Source organism: Streptomyces sp. adm13(2018), from assembly GCF_008042145.1.
Taxonomy (GTDB): Bacteria; Actinomycetota; Actinomycetes; order Streptomycetales; family Streptomycetaceae; genus Streptomyces.
Genome location: NZ_RDBH01000140.1, coordinates 70,696 through 89,879, shown reverse-complemented (window position 1 = coordinate 89,879; position 19,184 = coordinate 70,696). Strand labels below are relative to the sequence as shown.

General features: G+C 72.9%; 15 protein-coding genes and 1 pseudogene. 9 read left to right on the top strand and 7 right to left on the bottom strand.

The genetic code is table 11. The annotated features are described in order from the left end of the window. Positions 1–447: 447 nt before the first annotated feature. From EAO70_RS27710 to EAO70_RS27700, 3 genes are all read left to right on the top strand, one after another. The gene (locus EAO70_RS27710) at positions 448–2,280 is read left to right on the top strand and encodes a glycoside hydrolase family 15 protein (protein WP_148005622.1); all 1,833 of its coding nucleotides are present in this window, start codon (positions 448–450) and stop codon (positions 2,278–2,280) included. Positions 2,281–2,385: 105 nt separating this feature from the next. Further along, positions 2,386–2,976 carry a PadR family transcriptional regulator gene (locus tag EAO70_RS27705; RefSeq protein ID WP_148005621.1) on the top strand — a complete coding sequence of 197 codons (591 nt, stop codon included), beginning with the start codon at positions 2,386–2,388 and terminating at the stop codon, positions 2,974–2,976. 80 nt (positions 2,977–3,056) lie between these two features. Beyond that, positions 3,057–4,787: an acyl-CoA dehydrogenase family protein gene (locus tag EAO70_RS27700; protein ID WP_148005620.1), complete on the top strand. Its 1,731-nt coding sequence runs from the start codon at positions 3,057–3,059 to the stop codon at positions 4,785–4,787. A gap of 57 nt (positions 4,788–4,844) precedes the next feature. Here the strand turns inward: EAO70_RS27700 and EAO70_RS39605 are convergent. Both EAO70_RS39605 and EAO70_RS27690 read right to left on the bottom strand, forming a co-directional pair. Next, positions 4,845–5,025 (bottom strand): annotated as a pseudogene (locus EAO70_RS39605) (acyl-CoA dehydrogenase); the annotation flags it as partial. After that, positions 5,012–5,962 carry a pirin family protein gene (locus EAO70_RS27690; RefSeq protein ID WP_148005619.1) on the bottom strand — a complete coding sequence of 317 codons (951 nt, stop codon included), beginning with the start codon at positions 5,960–5,962 and terminating at the stop codon, positions 5,012–5,014. The pseudogene EAO70_RS39605 and the gene EAO70_RS27690, both read right to left, overlap by 14 nt. Positions 5,963–6,143: 181 nt before the next feature. Here EAO70_RS27690 and EAO70_RS27685 point away from each other — a divergent pair, with 181 nt between their 5' ends. Continuing rightward, a complete protein-coding gene (locus EAO70_RS27685; protein WP_148005662.1) occupies positions 6,144–6,719 on the top strand; it encodes a carboxymuconolactone decarboxylase family protein in 576 nt (191 codons plus the stop codon). A 53-nt stretch (positions 6,720–6,772) separates the two neighbouring features. Here EAO70_RS27685 and EAO70_RS27680 read toward each other — a convergent pair whose 3' ends face one another. Next, positions 6,773–7,501: a YoaK family protein gene (locus EAO70_RS27680; protein WP_148005661.1), complete on the bottom strand. Its 729-nt coding sequence runs from the start codon at positions 7,499–7,501 to the stop codon at positions 6,773–6,775. A 297-nt stretch (positions 7,502–7,798) separates the two neighbouring features. On the opposite strand from EAO70_RS27680, the gene EAO70_RS27675 reads away from it, so the two are divergent. Beyond that, positions 7,799–8,092 carry a hypothetical protein gene (locus tag EAO70_RS27675; RefSeq protein ID WP_148005618.1) on the top strand — a complete coding sequence of 98 codons (294 nt, stop codon included), beginning with the start codon at positions 7,799–7,801 and terminating at the stop codon, positions 8,090–8,092. 79 nt (positions 8,093–8,171) lie between these two features. Here EAO70_RS27675 and EAO70_RS27670 read toward each other — a convergent pair whose 3' ends face one another. After that, entirely contained in the window at positions 8,172–8,423 is a 252-nt protein-coding gene (locus EAO70_RS27670; RefSeq protein WP_148005617.1) for an EF-hand domain-containing protein, read from the bottom strand. Positions 8,424–8,649: 226 nt separating this feature from the next. Between EAO70_RS27670 and recQ the strand changes: the two genes are divergently transcribed. Continuing rightward, a complete protein-coding gene (gene recQ, locus EAO70_RS27665) occupies positions 8,650–10,740 on the top strand; it encodes a DNA helicase RecQ (RefSeq protein WP_148005616.1) in 2,091 nt (696 codons plus the stop codon). A 97-nt stretch (positions 10,741–10,837) separates the two neighbouring features. Here the strand turns inward: recQ and EAO70_RS27660 are convergent, their stop codons facing one another. After that, positions 10,838–12,115 carry a YhgE/Pip domain-containing protein gene (locus EAO70_RS27660; RefSeq protein ID WP_148005615.1) on the bottom strand — a complete coding sequence of 426 codons (1,278 nt, stop codon included), beginning with the start codon at positions 12,113–12,115 and terminating at the stop codon, positions 10,838–10,840. 325 nt (positions 12,116–12,440) lie between these two features. On the opposite strand from EAO70_RS27660, the gene EAO70_RS27655 reads away from it, so the two are divergent. Together EAO70_RS27655 and EAO70_RS38175 are read left to right on the top strand one after the other, a co-directional pair. Then, positions 12,441–14,990, top strand: a complete 2,550-nt coding sequence (locus tag EAO70_RS27655) for an ATP-dependent Clp protease ATP-binding subunit (protein ID WP_148005614.1) — start codon at positions 12,441–12,443, stop codon at positions 14,988–14,990. Between the two features lie 5 nt (positions 14,991–14,995). Beyond that, a complete protein-coding gene (locus tag EAO70_RS38175) occupies positions 14,996–15,163 on the top strand; it encodes a hypothetical protein (RefSeq protein WP_187284070.1) in 168 nt (55 codons plus the stop codon). An 83-nt stretch (positions 15,164–15,246) separates the two neighbouring features. Here EAO70_RS38175 and fdhD read toward each other — a convergent pair whose 3' ends face one another. After that, positions 15,247–16,083: a formate dehydrogenase accessory sulfurtransferase FdhD gene (fdhD, locus tag EAO70_RS27650; RefSeq protein WP_148005613.1), complete on the bottom strand. Its 837-nt coding sequence runs from the start codon at positions 16,081–16,083 to the stop codon at positions 15,247–15,249. 196 nt (positions 16,084–16,279) lie between these two features. Then, entirely contained in the window at positions 16,280–18,550 is a 2,271-nt protein-coding gene (locus tag EAO70_RS27645) for an FdhF/YdeP family oxidoreductase (RefSeq protein WP_187284078.1), read from the bottom strand. Positions 18,551–18,962: 412 nt separating this feature from the next. Here EAO70_RS27645 and EAO70_RS27635 point away from each other — a divergent pair. Then, a partial coding sequence (locus EAO70_RS27635) for a Dyp-type peroxidase domain-containing protein (RefSeq protein ID WP_187284069.1) occupies positions 18,963–19,184 on the top strand: 222 nt, incomplete at its 3' end.

Genomic DNA, 19,184 nt, shown 5'->3' with positions numbered 1-19,184 from the left:
CTTTCGCGGCAGGCGACGGGACGTCCGTACGGCGGCGTGGCGCCCGGGCGCCACGCCGCCGTACGGACGTCCCGTCGCCTGCCGCGAAAGCGTCCGGGCGCCGCCGGTCCGGACGCGACCGCCCCTCAATGCCGGAATCGTGCCCTCCGTCCGGGCGACCGAATGGCCGGTTCGCGCCCTGGCCCGATGTCGCGGACCCGCGTACACGGCACGGCCCGGAGTCGGCCTCCGGCGGGCCCGCCGGACGCGGAGCCGCGTACACCGCACGGACCGGCCGCGGCCACGACGTACCGGACGGGCGACGCAGGAAGGGCGCGTCGGTAGCCGGGCGCGGCATCGCATTCGCCCGGTCGGGTCGTTCGCGTTGCCGGTTCGGCCGGTGCCGGGTTGGGTGGAGCCGAGCGGCGCCGGAGGCCCGGAGCCGCGGGAGAATCGAGGTGGCGGCTCGTGCCCGGGTACCCTCCGATCGCCGACCACGGACTGATCGGCGACCTCCAGACCGCCGCCCTGGTCTCCGCCGACGGCGCCGTCGACTGGTTCTGCGCGCCCCGCTTCGACTCGCCGAGCATCTTCGCCTCGCTGCTCGACCAGGAGCGCGGCGGTCACTTCACCATCGCGCCCGCGCCCGCCCACGAGGACGTCACCGTCCGCCAGCTCTACCTGCCCGACACGGCCGTCCTGATCACCCGGTTCCTCACCCCGGAGGGCGTCGGCGAGGTCGTCGACTTCATGCCGGTCGCCCCGCGGCCCGACGTACCCACCGACCGGCACCGACTCGTCAGGGCCCTGCGAGTGGTCCGCGGCACCCTCACCTTCGACGTCGCCTGCCGGCCGCGCTTCGATTACGGCCGCGCGCCGCACACCCTCACGCTCGACGGCGCCGCCGCGGCCTTCCACGGCCCCGACCTCGACGTACACCTGCGGAGCGGCATCCCCCTGGAGGCTGACGGCCGGGACGTCCGCGGCGCCGTCACCCTCCGGCACGGCGAGACCACCGGAATCGTCCTGGAGACCTGCGCCCCCGGCGGCGCCGCCCCCGAGCCGATCACCGAGAAGGCCCTGGAGGCCGCCCTGGAGGAGACCCGCCTCTTCTGGCACGGATGGATGCGCCGCTGTCGCTACCGGGGACGCTGGCAGAGCATGGTGAACCGCTCGGCCATCACCCTCAAACTGCTCATCTACGCCCCGTCCGGCGCGCCGATCGCCGCCCCCACCATGGGACTGCCGGAGCAGATCGGCGGCGAGCGGAACTGGGACTACCGCTACACCTGGATCCGCGACGCCTCCCTCTCGGTCCGGGTCCTCCTCGACCTCGGGTACGTCGAGGAGGCCGACGCGTTCCGCCGCTGGCTCGGCGGGCGCGGGCGCGCTCCCCGCCCGCCCGGCGGGGAGCCGATGCAGATCATGTACCGGGTCGACGGCGACCCCCACCTGGCCGAGGAGGTCCTGGAGCACCTGTCCGGCTACCGCGGCTCCTTCCCCGTCCGGGCCGGGAACGGGGCCGCCGACCAGCTCCAGCTCGACATCTACGGCGAGTTCGCCTATGCCATGACCCACTCGTCCGACGTGACCGAACTCGCCGGCTACGAGGGGTGGCAGGGCTTCGCCGCGCTCCTCGACTGGCTCTGCGACCACTGGGACCGCCCCGACGAGGGCATCTGGGAGACCCGGGGCGGCCGCAAGGACTTCACGTACAGCCGGATGATGTGCTGGGTGGCCCTCGACCGCGGCATCCGCCTCGCCACCGCGTACGCCCGCCCCGCCGACCTCGGCCGCTGGACCGCGCAGCGCGACGCGATCCTGGTCCAGGTCATGGAGCGCGGCTGGAACCCCGAGCGCGGGGCCTTCGTCCAGCACTACGACAGCGAGGTGCTCGACGCGTCCCTGCTGCTCATGCCGCTCGTCGGCTTCATCTCGCCGAGGGCGCCCTCCTGGCTGTCCACGCTCGACGCCATGGACCGCGAGCTGGTCACCGACAGCCTGGTCTACCGCTACAACCCCGAGGCGTCCCCCGACGGGCTGCGCGGCTCGGAGGGCACCTTCTCGCTGTGCAGCTTCCTCTACGTGGAGGCCCTCGCCCGGGCCGGCCGCCTCGACCAAGCCCGCTACGCGATGGACAAGATGCTCACCTACGCCAACCACGTCGGACTCTTCGCGGAGGAGATCGGACGTACCGGCGAGCAGCTCGGCAACTTCCCGCAGGCGTTCACCCACCTCGCCCTCATCACGGCCGCGATGGCGCTCGACGAGGAACTCGACCGGGCCGCCGAGCGGGGCTGAGCGGCCCGTACCCCGGTGCGGCGACCGGGCCCGTGCGCGGTGAGCCGCGTCTCACCGGGGCGCCCGGACTTGCCTATGCAACGAGTTGCATAGAAGGATTCCGGTGTGGCGATCGAACACGCGATTCTCGTGTCCCTGCTGGAGAAGCCCGGGTCCGGCTACGAGCTGGCCCGCCGCTTCGAGCGGTCCATCGGGTACTTCTGGACGGCCAGCCACCAGCAGATCTACCGCGTGCTCAGGCGGATGGAGACCGACGGCTGGATCGTCGTCCGTGACGTGCCGCAGCAGGGCCGTCCGGACAAGAAGGAGTGCACCGTCGCGGACCTCGGGCAGGCCGCCCTGTCCAGCTGGCTGCACGAGCCCATCGAGCCCGAGAGCATCCGGCACGATCTCGCGGTCAAGATCCGCGGCGCGGCCTTCGACGATCCCGCCGCGCTGATCACCGAGGTCGAACGGCACCACCGGGCACACACCGACCGCCTCGCCCACTACCTGACGGGCGAGGCCCGCGACTTCCCGGCGCATGCGGCGTCCGACGCACCCGCGCCCGGCGGAGCCACGGCGACCGGCGCACTCGACCCAGGCCGTGAACTCCAGCACGTCGTCCTGCGCGGCGGCATCGCGTACGAGCGCATGACGCTCGCCTGGCTCGACGACGTCCTCGCCACCCTCCACCGGCTCGCCGCCGAGCGCTGAGGCGCGCTGAAACGCGCCCCCGCACCGCCACGACCACCGCCCCACCCCACCGCACTCCACCGGACCGAAAGACGGAGCCCATGGCCGACTCGCTGCTCTTCAATCCGCATACCTACGACCCGGCGCACTTCGACCCGGAGACCCGGCGGCTGCTCCGCGCCACCGTCGACTGGTTCGAGGCCCGCGGCAAGCGCCGGCTGATCGAGGACTACCGGACCCGCGCCTGGCTGGGCGACTTCCTCGCGTTCTCCGCCGAGGAGGGACTCTTCGAGACCTTCCTGACGCCCTCCGCCGAGGCCGGCGCCGCCGGGGACGGGGCGGACAAGCGCTGGGACACCGCCCGGATCGCCGCCCTCAACGAGATCCTCGGCTTCTACGGCCTGGACTACTGGTACGCCTGGCAGGTCACCATCCTCGGCCTCGGCCCGGTCTGGCAGAGCGACAACGCCGCCGCCCGCGCCCGCGCCGCCGAACTCCTCTCCCAGGGAGAGGTGTTCGCCTTCGGTCTGTCCGAGAAGACGCACGGCGCCGACATCTACTCCACCGACATGCTCCTGGAGCCGCAGGCCGACGGCGGCTTCCGCGCCACCGGATCCAAGTACTACATCGGCAACGGCAACGCCGCCGGGCTCGTCTCCGTCTTCGGCCGCCGCACCGACGTCGAGGGCCCCGACGGCTACGTCTTCTTCGCCGCCGACAGCCGCCACCCGGCCTACCACCTGGTCAAGAACGTCGTCGACTCCTCCAAGTTCGTCAGCGAGTTCCGCCTGGAGGACTACCCGGTCGCCGCCGAGGACGTCCTGCACACCGGCCGGGCCGCCTTCGACGCCGCGCTCAACACCGTCAACGTCGGCAAGTTCAACCTGTGCACCGCCTCGATCGGCATCTGCGAGCACGCGATGTACGAGGCCGTCACGCACGCCCGGAACCGCGTCCTCTACGGCCGCCCCGTCACCGCCTTCCCGCACGTGCGGCGCGAGCTGGCCGACGCGTACGTCCGGCTGGTCGGCATGAAGCTGTTCAGCGACCGCGCCGTCGACTACTTCCGCTCGGCCGGTCCCGAGGACCGCCGCTACCTCCTCTTCAACCCGATGACGAAGATGAAGGTGACCACGGAGGGCGAGAAGGTCATCGACCTGATGTGGGACGTCATCGCCGCCAAGGGCTTCGAGAAGGACAACTACTTCGCGCAGGCGGCCGTCGAGATCCGCGGCCTCCCCAAGCTGGAGGGCACGGTCCACGTCAACCTGGCGCTGATCCTGAAGTTCATGCGGAACCACCTCCTCGACCCGGCCGACTACGCGCCCGTGCCGACCCGGCTGGACGCGGTCGACGACACCTTCCTCTTCCGGCAGGGCCCGGCCCGCGGCCTGGGATCGGTCCGCTTCCACGACTGGCGGCCGGCGTACGACGCGTACGCGGCCGTGCCGAACGTCGCCCGCTTCCGTGAACAGGCCGACGCGCTCTGCGAGTTCGTGCGGACCGCCGCGCCCGATGAGGAGCAGAGCCGCGACCTCGACCTCCTCCTCGCCGTGGGGCAGCTCTTCGCACTCGTCGTCCACGGCCAGCTGGTCCTGGAGCAGGCGCGCCTGACGGGCCTCGACGAGGACGTGCTGGACGAGCTGTTCGCCGTGCTCGTCCGTGACTTCTCCGCCCACGCCGTCGAACTGCACGGCAAGGACTCCGCCACCGAGCCGCAGCAGGCCTGGGCCCTCGGCGCCGTCCGGCGCCCGGTCGTCGACGAGGCCCGCTCGGCCCGGGTGTGGCAGCGCGTGGAGGCACTGTCGGGCACGTACGAGATGGCGCAGTAGCACCCCGCCGTGCGGGACCGGCCCCGGAGGTCTCCGGGGCCGGTCCCGTAGAATCGTCCGAGGCGTGGGCGGAGAAGTCACGGACGAGCACGGCGAACAGCTCGTCCAGCACGTCCTCGTCGAGGCCCGTCAGGCGCGCCTGCTCCAGGACCAGCTGGCCGTGGACGACGAGTGCGAAGAGCTGCCCCACGGCGAGGAGGAGGTCGAGGTCGCGGCTCTGCTCCTCATCGGGCGCGGCGGGGCCCCCACCAGCAGGGCGAGGGCCACCCCGAGGACGACCGCGAGCCCCGCGCCGAGCAGGGCGGCGCGGGGAGGCGGTCGCCGGGGTAGCCCTCGACGTGCCCGAAGCGGTCGGAGGCGCGCTCCCAGTCCTCGCGGGCCTCGGCGATGTCCTGGTGGCTGCGGCCGATGAAGTTCCACCACATGACGATCTCCTCGCCGAAGGGCGTACCGCCGATGAGGACGGCACGCGCGCGGTGGTCGGAGTCGTTCGCCAGGGTCAGGGTGTCGCGTCCGGTGCCGACGTACCCCAGTTCCGCCGGGCGGAGGCGGGTTCCGGCGAGCCGGACGTCCCCCTCGTCGACGAGGAGTCCGTGCTCGTGGGCCGGGTCGACGGGCAGGACGACCGTGGCGCCGGGGTCGAGAAGCAGCTCGGCGCCGAGGAGCGGGGTGAAGGTCCGCACGGGGGAGGTCTCGCCGGCGAGCGAGCCGAGGAACACCCGGATCTCGGCGCCGTCGTGCCGCACCGGGGCGGGTGCGTGGTGCTGGAAGTCGCGGGGCGCGTGGCGGTGCGCGTCGGGGAGCGCCACCCACAGCTGTACGCCGTGCAGGACGGTGGTGCCGGGAGTGGAGACCTCGGTGTGGCTGATGCCGTGGCCGCCGGTCATGAGGTTCAGCTCCCCGGGTCGCACGAACGCGTGGCTGCCCAGGCTGTCGCGGTGCTCGATCTCCCCGCCGAAGAGCCAGCTCACGGTCTGCAGCCCGGTGTGCGGGTGCGGGGCGACGTCCATGCCGCCGGACTCGGCGACCCGGTCGGGGCCGTAGTGGTCGACGAAGCACCAGGCGCCGATCAGCGTCCGGGACCGCTGGGGAAGGGTGCGCCGTACGGTCATGGCGCGCGGTCCGCCCAGTGGGACGTCCCGCGCGGAGAGAACCTCGACCTCCGTGTCGCCCATGACCGACCCCTCTCCGCACGACGAGCCCGCCGCGATATAGTTTCGCTTTCAACAACTATGGATGATCATAGCCCCAGAGGCCGTGATGCGCACGGACTCCTCGAAGGAGCGCATGGTGAACGACGTGACCGACGTGACCGACGTTAACGACGGCTTGGGCGGCGGCCTGGCCCAGGAGCGCATGACCCATGGTCGCAGCGCGCACAACGGCCGGACCGACAGCCCGGCCGAGGGCCCGACCGAGGGCCGCCGGGTCTACCTCGACAAGCAGAGCCCGGCCGCCTACCGGGCGCTGGTCCGCACGGCCGACGCCGTCCGCACCACCGCCACCGACGCGGGACTCGACCGGATCCTGGTCGAGCTGGTCAACCTCCGTGTCTCGCAGATCAACGGCTGCGCCTCCTGCCTCGACGTCCACACCCGGGCCGCGCTCCGGGCCGGCGAGACCACCCGGCGCCTGGGCGTGCTCCCCGCCTGGCGGGAGACCGAGCTCTTCACCCCGCGGGAGCGCGCGGCGCTCGCCCTCGCGGAGGCCACCACCGACCCGGCGGACCGCCTCGGGCAGGACCGGGCCTACGGCGAGGCCCGGGCGGTCCTGAGCGACGACGAGATCTCCGCGGTCCTCTGGGTGGCGATCGCCATCAACGCGTTCAACCGCGTCTCGATCCTGAGCCGCCACCCCGTACGCGACACGGCGCCGACCCCTCCGCGGGCCGCCCCCGCCGGGGCCGTACCGACGGCGGACGTCACGGCCTGACGCAGCCACGGCCTGACGACGCGACGGCCGGACCGTGCCAGGGCCCGGCGGCGCTACGGTCTGGCCCACCCGGCACCCGTCGTGGCCAGGCGGCTCGTGACCGCCGCGGCCCCCACCAGCAGGGCGAGGGCCACCCCGAGGACGACCGCGAGCCCCGCGCCGAGCAGGGCGGCGCCGGCCAGGGCGCCCAGGACCATCGCGAGGACGGCCAGGACCTGACGGCCGGCCCGCGGACCCCCGTCACCGGGCCGCCCGGAGTCCGAGGCCAGTCCGGTCAGGGTCTGGGTCAGCACGGTCGTGGTGAGGTCCGGTACGCCGATCCGGCGGGCCACCGCCGTCTGCGTCCCCATGGCGAGGCCGAGGCACACGATCAGGGCGTACCGGCCCGGCGTGCCCGGCCCGCCGCGCTCCACGAGCGCGACGACGAGCGCGGCGGCCACCAGCAGCGCCTCCAGGGCGAGCGCCGCGGCGAGCAGCCGTCCGCGGTGCGCGGCGAACCGGGCGCCGAACCGGCCGCCGGCCGCCGCGCCGGCGAGGAACGAGGCCAGCGAGACGGCCGTGGCGGACGCCGACAGGCCCGCGGTCCCCGCGAGGGCGAACCCCAGGAGGGCGACGTTGCCGGTCATGTTGGCCACGAACACGTTCCCGAGCCCGAGATAGCTCACGGCGTCCACCAGACCGGTGACCAGGGTGAGCGTCAGCATGAGCGGAGGCAGCGGCCCGTGCGGGTCTCCCTTCGGCGGCACCAGGGTGTGCGCCGCGTCGAGCAGCAGCCTGCGCAGCATCGGACGCTCCTTCCGTGAGGGGGACGGCGGCCGGGTCCGGATCCCTCCTGCGAGGTTCACCGGTCCGCACCCGGGCCCCCGCCTCGCCACGCCGGGGAGCGGTCCGTACGCCACGCCTGAGCGGTCCACAGCCACGCGGGAGCCATCCGCACGCCGGGTCGGTCCGGGCGGACAGGCGCGCCTCGCCCGGCCGGACCCCCGGCGGCGCGGTCCGCCGGCCCCTTCGTGGTGCTTTCGGCGGGTGCGGGCGTCGCGCGGCCGTGTCCGGCGGAGGGGCGGGCGCGTTGTGAGGGTGTGATCTCTACACGACGCATTTCCTCAGTTCTCGCCGTCGCCGCCGCCTTCTCGTGCCTCGGCGCGTCCGCGACGCAGGCCGTCGCCGCCACCAGCCCGCTCGGCCCGCCGATCAGCCCGATCGCCGAGCTCGACGCGCTCGCCACCACCGGGATCCCCGCGGAGTCCAAGGCGCAGTTCCCCGGAATCGCCGGTCAGCTCGGCGGGATCAGCCGGGTGAACGAGCTGAACCAGCTCCGCCAGCTCACCGACCAGGCCGCGCCGGTCACCGGACTCCTGCCCGTCGTCTACTGACCCGGCCTCCCGGCCGTCGGACCGGCACCGCGCGGCCGGCGCGGTGCCGGTCCTCCGTCTTCCGGGGCGCGGTCCGGCGTCACCAGCCGAAGCGCCGGTCGACCAGCGCGGCGAACTCCTCGAAGGACAGGACCCGGTCGCCGTTCTGGTCGGCCTGGTCGAACAGGGCCGAGGCGTCGTCGTCGGTCCCCACGCCCCACGCCGGGATCACGCCCTGCGCGGCCAGGGTCGGGCCCTTCGCCCGCAGCGCGTTGATCACCTCGATGCGCGTCAGGCTCCCGTCATGGTCGAGGTCGAGCGCGTCGAAGAGAGTGCGGGCCCTGTCGCTCACGATGTGTCCTGCTTTCCTGTGGCCGTGGCAGGTGCATCGGCCGATGCGTCCCCGCCCGGAAGGACGCGCGGACGTCCCCGTGCGTTGCCTGCGCCCCGCCTCGGTACCCGTCGGGGGACCCGATCGTACGGCGCGGGCCGGTGCGCCCGGAGGGGGAGACGGGAGGTTGTCCACAGGTTTCGCCGGAGCGACCGGGGGTGTCCGCGGCGGCCGATAGGGTGGGTGAATGGTCCTTTCCGACGGCTCCGCCGTGATCTCCGAGGCAGCACAGGTGCTGCACCGCGTCTTCGGCTACAGCTCCTTCCGCGGCGAGCAGCAGGAGATCATCGACCAGGTCGTCGACGGCGGCGACGCCCTCGTGCTGATGCCGACCGGCGGCGGAAAGTCCCTCTGCTACCAGATCCCCGCCCTGGTCAGGGACGGCACCGGGGTCGTCGTCTCGCCGCTGATCGCCCTCATGCAGGACCAGGTGGACGCGCTCCGGGCCCTCGGGGTGCGGGCCGGCTTCCTCAACTCCACCCAGGACCCGTACGAGCGGCAGGCCGTCGAGCAGGCCTTCCTCGCCGACGAACTGGACCTGCTCTACCTCGCCCCCGAGCGGCTCCGCACCGAGGGCACCCAGCGGCTCCTCGACCGCGGCAAGGTGTCGCTCTTCGCCATCGACGAGGCGCACTGCGTGGCCCAGTGGGGTCACGACTTCCGGCCGGACTACCTCGCGCTCTCCATGCTCCACGAGCGCTGGCCCAAGGTGCCGCGCATCGCGCTGACCGCCACGGCCACCGAGGCCACCCACCGGGAGATCGCCACCCGGCTGGGCCTGGAGGACGCCCGTCACTTCGTCGCCGGCTTCGACCGGCCGAACATCCAGTACCGCATCGTCCCGAAGAACAGCCCGCACAAGCAGCTGCTCGAACTGATCAGGACCGAGCACGAGGGGGACGCCGGCGTCGTCTACTGCCTCTCCCGCGCCTCGGTGGAGAAGACCGCGGCCCTCCTCGTGGAGAACGGCATCGACGCCGTCCCGTACCACGCGGGAATGGACGCCCGGGACCGCGCGGCGAACCAGGCCCGCTTCCTGCGGGAGGACGGCGTCGTCGTGGTGGCGACCATCGCCTTCGGCATGGGCATCGACAAGCCCGACGTCCGCTTCGTGGCCCATCTCGACCTGCCCAAGTCGGTCGAGGGCTACTACCAGGAGACCGGCCGCGCCGGACGCGACGGCGAGCCCGCCACCGCCTGGCTGGCGTACGGCCTCCAGGACGTCGTCCAGCAGCGGAAGATGATCGACGGCTCCGAGGGCGACGAGCAGCACCGGCGCGCCCTGACCATGCACCTGGAGGCCATGCTCGCGCTCTGCGAGACGGTCGATTGCCGCCGGGTACGCCTCCTCGCCTACTTCGGCCAGTCGGGCACGCCCTGCGGCAACTGCGACACCTGTCTGACGCCGGCCGAGTCCTGGGACGGCACCGTCGCCGCGCAGAAGCTGCTGTCCACCGTCTGGCGCCTCGCCAAGGAGCGGCGCCAGAAGTTCGGCGCCGGCCAGATCATCGACATCCTCCAGGGCAAGAAGACGGCCAAGGTCATCCAGTTCGACCACGACGGCCTCTCGGTGTTCGGCGTGGGCTCGGAGCTGGGCACCGCCGAGTGGCGCGGAGTGGTGCGCCAGCTCCTCGGCCTCGGTCTCCTCGCGGTGGAGGGCGACTACGGCACGCTCGTGCTCACCGAGCAGAGCGGCGAGGTCCTCGGCGGCCGCCGCACCGTCACCCTGCGCAAGGAGAAGGCCCCGGCCGCCACCCGCAAGGAGTCCGGCGGGCGCTCCGGGAAGAGCGCCCGCGTGCCGGTCGACCTGCCGGCCGCCGCGGTTCCGGTCTTCGAGGCGCTGCGCGCCTGGCGGGCAGCGACGGCACGCGAGCAGGGCGTCCCGGCGTACGTCGTCTTCCACGACGCCACGCTGCGCGAGATCGCGACGCTGGTCCCCGGCACGGTCGAGGAGCTTGGGACCGTCGGCGGCGTCGGCGAGGCCAAGCTCGCCAAGTACGGGGAGGGGGTGCTGGAGGCCCTTGCGGAGAGCGGGGCCACCCCGGGAGGCGCCACCCCGGCCGCCGCGGAGACCGCGCCCGGCGGGACGCCCGCCGAGCCCGCCCCGGCGGTCCCCGGCGCCCGGACCACACGTACCGCGCGCACCGCACGTACCGCCGACTCCGGCCGCTCCGCGGTCTCCGCGCCGGAGCACGACGCTGCCTTCGACGACGAGGAGCCGCCCTACGACATGGACGGTACGGAGGAGCCCCCGCCGCCCTACGACGACTGGCGCTGAGGCGGCGCCCGCCGATCTGGTCCCGGCGAGCCCGGCGCGCCCGGCGTGACCGGCAGGACGCTTCCCGGCGGACCGGGCCGGCCCCCCGCCCCGCGGCTCAGGAGAGCTGCGGGGTGAGGCGGCGCAGGCCCCGGCTGTCGTAGTACCGGGTCATGGCGAAGCCGAAGACCAGCGCCAGGACCGTACCGACGGCGATCATGATCCAGCCGCGGGCCAGGCCCGCGTCGGCCTGGGCGTCGAAGTAGAGGATGGCCCGGACCCCCGCGCTGAGCTGGTGCATCGGCTCGAAGAGGCCGAGGAAGCGGTAGAACGCCGGGGTGGCCTCCAGCGGCACGGTGGCGCCGGAGGAGGGCAGCGCCAGCGCGATGAAGATGAACATGGAGACGAGCTGGCCGATCCCGCCGAACGCGGCGTTGATGGCCTGCACGCCCAGACCGACGGCGACCGTCGCGCAGTACGAGAACAGCCCCAGCATCGCCAGGTGTGAGGCGTCCATGCCGAGCAGGGCGATCGTGGCGACCATGACGAGGGTGGTGGTGAGGAGCGAGATCCCCGCCGTCATCACCATCTTCAGGACCAGCGTCTGCGTGCGGTCGATCGGGACCGCGGCATGCCGGGAGTGCCACGGGCCGATCTCGCTGTCGGCGTAGCCGAGCGCGGTGTCGACCCCGCTGTTGACCAGGTTGCCTCCGATGAACCCGCCGAGGACGAGCAGCAGCGTGTAGTAGAAGGCGGTCAGGCCCAGGCCGCTGTGCCGGCCGATCGGATGGCCGACCCGGGTGCTCACGGCGACCGGGTCGGCCAGCAGCAGTCGGGTCGTCGGGACGTCACTGGACGCCGAGAGCTGCTTGCCGATGGTCAGCGACGCCTGATGGGCCGCGTTCTGGTTGATCTGGGAGGCGAGCGAGGAGCCGAGGCTGCCGAGGCCCGGATTGGTGAGCACGGTGATCGTCGGCCGCGCCGTCGCCCGGTTCGTCGTGAGGGCGGAGACGGACGCGGTGAAGTCCTCCGGGACGACGAGGGCACCGTAGACCTTGCCGGAGGACAGCGCCTCCTGGGCCCCGGCGCGGTCGAGCCGCTGCCATTCGATGTCCGTGGCCGAGGGGCGGCCGGCGGCGATCGAGTCGGTGATCTGCTTCCCCAGGTTCTCCCGCTGTCCGGGCAGCGGGTCGCCCCGGTCCGCGTCGACCAGGGCGATGGGGAGCTTGTACAGGTTGTCGTTCGGGTTGAGGATGCCGCCCATGTAGAGGAGCGAGAGGCCGACGGCGACCAGCGCGCTCAGGACGGTCGGCACGAGCCACAGTCTCGGGTTGCGGAGCAGGGTCCGGGCGCGGACCTGCGGGCCCGTGGTGTGCGGGGGGTTCGCGGACGTCATGGTGTCATCGTCGGCGCGCACGGCGTCCTGGCCGGGATTGCGCCCCGGACGGCGCGGCGGGCGTGTCGGGCGCCCGGTCCGCCGGGGCCGCAGCCGAGGGGGACCCGGCACCGCCGCCCGCCCGCCGGGCGGTGATTCCCAGGGGCCCACTCCGCCCGCCGGGCGGTGATCCCCAGCGGTCCCGATTCCGCCCGCCGGGCGGTGATCCCCAGCGGTCTCCACTCCGCCCGCCGCGTGGTGATCCCCGGCGGTTCCCACTCCGGTTGCGGAGCCCAGATCGCCACGTTTGAGTGGGAATGATCCCCCATGCGTCTCTGGAGCTGACATGTCGATGGCGTTCGGTTCACCCCTCGGTTCGTCCGACCCGTTCAGCGACATGCTGAACCGCTTCTTCGGAATGTCACCGGCGTCGTCGCCCCCGGCCGTCCAGCGCGTCCCCATCGGTCGCCTGCTGACCGAGTCCTCGCACGAACTCCTCAGCCTGGCCACCCGGAAGGCCGTCGAGGACGGCACGTCCGACCTCGACACGGAGCACCTGCTGTGGGCCGCCACCCAGGTCGACCCCTCGCGCCGGCTCCTCTCCCGCGTCGGCGTCGACCCGGCGGCCCTCGCTGCCCAGCTCGACGAAGTCCTGCCCCGGGAGTCCGGCGAACCCTCCTCCGAACCCGGACTCACCCCCGCCGCCAAGCGCACGCTCGCCGCCGCCTACGGCCGCTCGCAGGAGGCGGGCGTGTCGTACATCGGCCCCGAGCACATCCTCGCGGCGCTCCTCGACGACTCCGACTCCGGCGCGACCCGGCTCCTCGGCGCGGACGACCACGACGTCAGGAAGCTGCGCGGCCTCACCGACCGGGCGGTCCGCTCCGACGGCGGCGCCCCGGCCGCGGGGAAGCCGCAGCAGCCGGCCACCACCCTCGACGAGTTCGGCAGGGACCTCACGGACGAGGCGAAGGCCGGCCGGCTCGACCCGGTGGTCGGCCGCGCCGAGGAGATCGAGCAGACCATCGAGATCCTCTCGCGGCGCTCCAAGAACAACCCGGTCCTCATCGGCGAGCCCGGCGTCGGCAAGACCGCCATCGTCGAGGGCCTCGCCCAGCGGATCGTGGCGGACGAGGTGCCCGAAACCCTCAAGGGCAAGCGGGTGGTCTCGCTCGACCTGTCCGGACTGGTGGCCGGAGCGCAGTACCGCGGCCAGTTCGAGGAACGCCTCAAGAAGGTCATCGAGGACGTCCAGGAGGCCGGCGGCGACATCATCCTCTTCATCGACGAACTCCACACGGTGGTCGGCGCGGGCGCGTCCGGTGAGAGCGCGATGGACGCGGGCAACATGCTCAAGCCCGCCCTGGCCCGCGGCGAGCTGCACGTCGTCGGCGCGACCACCATCGACGAGTACCGCAAGCACATCGAGAAGGACGCCGCGCTCGAACGCCGCTTCCAGCCCGTCCTCATCCCGGAGCCGACGGTCGAGGAGACCGTGCAGATCCTCGAAGGGCTGCGGGACGCCTACGAGGCCCACCACCAGGTGCGGTTCGCCGACGGCGCCCTCACCGCGGCGGCCGAGCTCTCCGACCGGTACATCAGCGACCGCTTCCTGCCCGACAAGGCCATCGACCTGATCGACCAGGCGGGCGCGCGGGTACGGCTGCGGACCGCCGGCCGCTCCACCGAGGTCGTGAGCCGCGAGGACCGCATCGCCAAACTCCGGCGCGAGAAGGACCAGGCCGTCGCCGGTGAGCAGTTCGAGAAGGCCTCGGACCTGAAGCGGCAGATCGCCGAGGTGGAGGGCGAACTCGCCGGCATCCAGGAGCGCCGCGAGGGCGTCGTCTCGGTCACCGCCGCCGACATCGCCGACATCGTCTCCCGGCGCACCGGCATCCCCGTCTCGCAGCTCACCGCCGGCGAGAAGGAGCGCCTCCTCAGGCTGGAGGAGGAGATGCACGCCCGGGTCGTCGGCCAGGACGAGGCCGTCACCGCGGTCTCCGAGGCAGTGCGCCGCAACCGCGCCGGCATGGGGGACCCCAACCGTCCCGTCGGCTCGTTCCTCTTCCTCGGCCCCACCGGCGTCGGCAAGACCGAACTCGCCAAGACCCTCGCCGAACTGCTCTTCGGCGAGCAGGACCGCATGATCCGGTTCGACATGAGCGAGTTCCAGGAGAAGCACACCGTCGCCCGGCTGGTCGGGGCGCCGCCCGGGTACGTCGGCTACGAGGAGGCCGGCCAGCTCACCGAGAAGGTCCGCCGCCACCCGTACAGCGTCGTCCTCTTCGACGAGGTGGAGAAGGCCCACCCCGACGTCTTCAACACGCTGCTGCAGATCCTCGACGACGGACGGCTCACCGACGGACAGGGCCGCACGGTCGACTTCCGGCACTGCGTGATCATCATGACGTCCAACATCGGCGCCCACCGGATCCTCGCCCACCAGGGAGACGCGGCCGAGCTCAAGGACGAGCTGATGGAGGATCTGCGGGGCCGCTTCCTGCCCGAGTTCCTCAACCGCATCGACGACATCATCGTCTTCCACAGCCTCACCGAGAAGGACCTGGCGGAGATCGTCGACCACCTGCTCGACCGCAGCAAGCACCGCGTGCACGCCCAGGGGATGACCCTCGACGTCACCGAGGCGGCGAAGAAACTGCTCGTGTCCCACGGCTACCAGCCGGAGTTCGGGGCCCGGCCGCTGCGCCGCACGATCCAGTCGGAGCTCGACAACCGCATCGCCTCCCTGCTGCTCGGCGGGGAGGCGGAACCGGGGGACACGATCGTCGCCGACGTCGTCGGCGACTCCCTCCACTGCACGATCCAGCAGGGCGACGGAGCCGGGCAGACCCCCGAGGCCTCCCCGGCGGCCGCCGCCACCGACGGCAAGGAGTGAGACCGATGGCCCCGCACCACAAGTCCAACGAAGAGGTCGAGGGCGACCCCGACACCGGACACAGCCGCGGCATGCCCCGCCGCCCGGACGAGAAGCGGCTCGAACAGCGCCTGGAGGAGGACCGCGAGGAGGTCGGCCTCCGCCCGGACGACGAGCGGCGGGGAGGCGAGTAGGGGCCGTCCGGATCAGCGCCGGACCGGTGACTCCCACCCGCGCACCGGGCGGGAGTCACCGACGGGTGCGGGGGGCTGCCCGGTCAGGCCACGGGCAGGGGGCTCAGCCGTTCGTCGCCGGTGTACACGTTCATCGAGGATCCACGCAGGAAGCCCACCAGCGTCAGACCGCTCTCCGCCGCCAGGTCCACGGCGAGCGAGGACGGCGCCGACACCGCGGCGAGCAGCGGGATCCCGGCCATCACCGCCTTCTGGACCAGCTCGAACGAGGCGCGGCCGCTCACCATCAGGACGTACGCGCGCAGCGGCAGGAGGCCCTCGCGCAGGGCGTGGCCGACGACCTTGTCGACGGCGTTGTGCCGGCCGACGTCCTCCCGCAGGCACACGAGTTCGCCCTCGGCGGTGAAGAGCCCGGCGGCGTGCAGCCCGCCCGTGCTGTCGAAGACCCGCTGGGCGGCCCGCAGCCGGTCCGGCAGGGCGGCGAGGACGTCCGCCCCGATCCGCAGCGGGTCCTCGGCGACCGACCAGGCGGCCGTCGTGCGCACCGCGTCCAGACTGGCCTTGCCGCACAGACCGCACGAGGAGGTCGTGTAGAAGTTCCGCTCCAGGGAGGCGTCGGGGGCGGCCACACCCGGCGCGAGTCCGACGTCCACCACGTTGTACGTGTTGCCGCCGTCGGCCGTGGCCCCCGCGCAGTAGCGGATGCCGGCCACGTCCTCGGCGGAGTGCACCACGCCCTCGCTCACCAGGAAGCCGACCGCGAGGTCGAAGTCGTCGCCCGGGGTCCGCATGGTCACCGTCAGCGGCCGCCCGCCGACCCGGATCTCCATCGGCTCCTCGGCGGCCAGGGTGTCCGGGCGGTAGGAGGCGTCCCCCTCGCGCACGCGCAGGACGCGCCGCCGTACGGTCACTCGTCCCATGGTTCGTTCCTCTCCTCGGAGCGCCGCTCCGGGGGTGCCCGGAGCCGCGGGCCGGACGTCCGGCGACCCGGTCGGTCGGTGGTGCGGGCCGTGCCGGTGCCGGCGGCCCGTCCACGACTCTGTCACGGCCCCGGTGCCGGCCTCGCCCCGGGCACCCGTTCGAGCCGGCCGGGGGCCCGGGGCCGCGGGGGAGGCCTCACGCGGCGGGCTCGATCGTCACCTTCACGTGCTTCATGATCGGCTGGTCGCTCTGCGTGCTGTGGTCGACCAGCGCGCACAGCACGTTCATCTCGGGCATGTACCCGGCGGCGCAGCCCCGCGGGATGTCGTACGGCACGGCGAGACAGCCGTGGAGGGACCGCCGGCTGCCGTCCCTCGCGGTGCTCGTGATGTCGACCGGTGCCATGTCGGCGATGCCGCGCTCCCGCATGTCGGCCCGGTTCATGAAGACCAGCGTGCGCAGGTTCTTGATGCCGCGGTAGCGGTCGTTGTCGGAGTAGATCGTGGTGTTCCACTGGTCGTGCGACCGCATGGTGCCCAGGGCGAGCATGCCCGGCTCGGGCACCACGTCCGGAAGCGGGGCCGCGGAGAACTCGGCCCGCCCGGACGGGGTGAGGAAGACCAGCTCACGGGCCGGCTGCCGGATGCGGAAGCCGAGCGGGAGGCGCACCCGCCGGTTGAAGTCCTCGAAGCCGTCCAGCGCCTTGGCCATGGTGTCGCGGATGCGGTCGTAGTCCTCGACGTACCACTCCCACGGCGTCGGGCTGTCGGGCAGCGCCGCCCGTGCCATGCCGGCGACGATCGCGGGTTCGGACAGCAGGTGCGGGGAGGCCGGGCGCTTCATGCCGAGCGACAGGTGCACCATGCTCATCGAGTCCTCGACGGAGGTGCTCTGGACGCCCTTGCGCTGGTGGTCCTTCTCGGTCCGGCCGAGGCACGGCAGGATCAGCGCCTGCCTCCCGTGGACCAGATGGCTGCGGTTCAGCTTGGTGCTGACCTGGACGGTGAGGGCACAGCCGCGCAGCGCCGCGCAGGTCCGCGGGGTGTCCGGGGCGGCGAGCGCGAAGTTGCCGCCCATGCCGACGAAGACGTCGATCTCGCCGCGCTCCATGGCCTCGATGGTCCGGACCGTGTCCAGGCCGTGCGCGCGCGGCGGTTCGATCCCGCAGGCCTCGGCGAGGCGGTCGAGGAACGCGTCGGTGGGGCGGTGGTCGATGCCGCAGGTGCGGTTGCCCTGGACGTTGCTGTGTCCGCGTACGGGGGAGGGGCCTGCGCCCTCGCGCCCCAGGTTGCCGCGGAGCAGCAGCAGGTTCACGATCTCCCGGACGGTGTCGACGCCGTGCTCGTGCTGGGTGAGGCCGAGGCACCAGCTGACGATGGAGCGGTCGGCGTCCCCGTACACGCGGGCGGCCTCCAGGACGTCGGCGCGGGTCAGTCCCGACTGCCGCTCGATCTCCTCCCAGGGCGTGGCCTCGCACACGTCGCGGTACGCGTCGAAGCCGCTGGTGTGGCGGTCGATGAACTCCTGGTCGAGGGCCTTCGGGTCGGTGGCGGACTGTTCCAGGACGGCCTTGGCCATCCCGCGGATCAGCGCCATGTCGCCGCCGATGCGGGGCTGGAGGTTGAGGGTGCTGGTCCTCGTCGCCTTGAGGAGGGCCATGTCGGTGAAGTCGTGCGGCACGATCGTCCGGGTGGCGGCGGCCTCCACGAGCGGGTTGACGTGCACGATCTGCGCGCCGCGGTGGTAGGCCTCGGCGAGCGCGGTCAGCATCCGGGGAGCGTTCGAGGCGGCGTTCACCCCGAAGATGAACAGCGCGTCGGCGGACTCCCAGTCCTTGAGGTCGACGGTGCCCTTGCCCGTACCCAGGGAGGCCTGGAGGGCGCGGCCGCTGGCCTCGTGGCACATGTTGGAGCAGTCGGGCAGGTTGTTGGTGCCCAGCTCGCGGGCCATCAGCTGGTACAGGAACGTCGCCTCGTTGCCGAGCCGTCCCGAGGTGTAGAACGAGGCCCGGTTCGGGTCGTCGAGGCCCCGCAGCGCCCGGCCCACGACCTCGAACGCGTCCTTCCAGCTGATCGGCACGTAGTGGTCCGACTCCGGGTCGTAGACCATCGGCTCGGTCAGCCGGCCCTCGTTCTCGAGGGCGTAGTCGCTCCACCCGGCCAGCTCGGTCACCGAGTGCGCGGCGAAGAACTCGCTCCCGACCCGCTTGCGGGTCATCTCCCACGTGACGTGCTTGATGCCGTTCTCGCAGATGTCCAGGTGCAGGCCCTTGGTGTCGTCGGGCCAGGCGCAGCCGGGGCAGTCGAAGCCGGTGTTCTCGTGGTTCATCCGCATGATCGCGCGCGGCCCGTCGACGAGGGCCTTCTCGCGCACGAGGAACTCGGTCACGCTCCGGGCCGCGCCCCAGCCCGCGGCGGGGTGGTGGTACGGGTGGAAGGCGGGGTCGCCCCCGGGGACGGGCCCCACGCGGGGCTCCGCGGGCTCCGGTTCCTCGGATGCGGGGGAGTGCTGCGCGTCCTGGTCGGTGCTCACGGCAGTTCACCCTTTCACCTGCGGGCATGCGGGTACGACACGGCGAATGGCCACCCCCTCCGCAGGCTATGCCCGCGGGTGGGCGGGTGCCACTTCACTCGGAGCCGCCCCGCCCGTACGCGGTGACCCCGGGCGCAGCGGCCCCGTATGCGGCGACCCCGTACGCGGCGGCCCCGGGCGCGGCGACTCCGGGAGGGCGGGACGGCGCGGGCGTCCACGCGGCGGCTTCCGGCGGACGCCGGCCGACGCACGGGCTGCGCGGCGGATCATGCGCGCCTACGCTGACGCTGTCCAGATCGTCACGGTCGTCCCCTTTACGTGTCTCCTTTCTCTCGGCGGGAGTCCCATGGTCGTCGTCCAACCCGTCGTCGCCCCTCCCTCCCGGGCGGCCGTGTTCCTCGTGGCCACCGTCAACCCCGGCGGCGAGTCGGCGGTACGGGACGCACTCCAGGACCTGTCGGGGCTCGTCCGGTCGGTCGCCTTCCGCGCGCCCGACGCCGGCCTCAGCTGCGTCGCCGGGATCGGCTCCGACGGCTGGGACCGGCTGCTCCGACGGCTGGGACCGGCT

Bases quoted from the DNA above. Each gene is read 5' to 3' on its own strand.
- EAO70_RS27700 (WP_148005620.1), top strand. From the start codon at position 3,057: ATGGCCGACTCGCTGCTCTTCAATCCGCATACCTACGACCCGGCGCAC.
- EAO70_RS27690 (WP_148005619.1), bottom strand. From the start codon at position 5,962: ATGGGCGACACGGAGGTCGAGGTTCTCTCCGCGCGGGACGTCCCACTG.
- EAO70_RS27685 (WP_148005662.1), top strand. From the start codon at position 6,144: ATGACCCATGGTCGCAGCGCGCACAACGGCCGGACCGACAGCCCGGCC.
- recQ (WP_148005616.1), top strand. From the start codon at position 8,650: ATGGTCCTTTCCGACGGCTCCGCCGTGATCTCCGAGGCAGCACAGGTG.
- EAO70_RS27660 (WP_148005615.1), bottom strand. From the start codon at position 12,115: ATGACGTCCGCGAACCCCCCGCACACCACGGGCCCGCAGGTCCGCGCC.
- EAO70_RS27655 (WP_148005614.1), top strand. From the start codon at position 12,441: ATGTCGATGGCGTTCGGTTCACCCCTCGGTTCGTCCGACCCGTTCAGC.
- EAO70_RS38175 (WP_187284070.1), top strand. From the start codon at position 14,996: ATGGCCCCGCACCACAAGTCCAACGAAGAGGTCGAGGGCGACCCCGAC.
- fdhD (WP_148005613.1), bottom strand. From the start codon at position 16,083: ATGGGACGAGTGACCGTACGGCGGCGCGTCCTGCGCGTGCGCGAGGGG.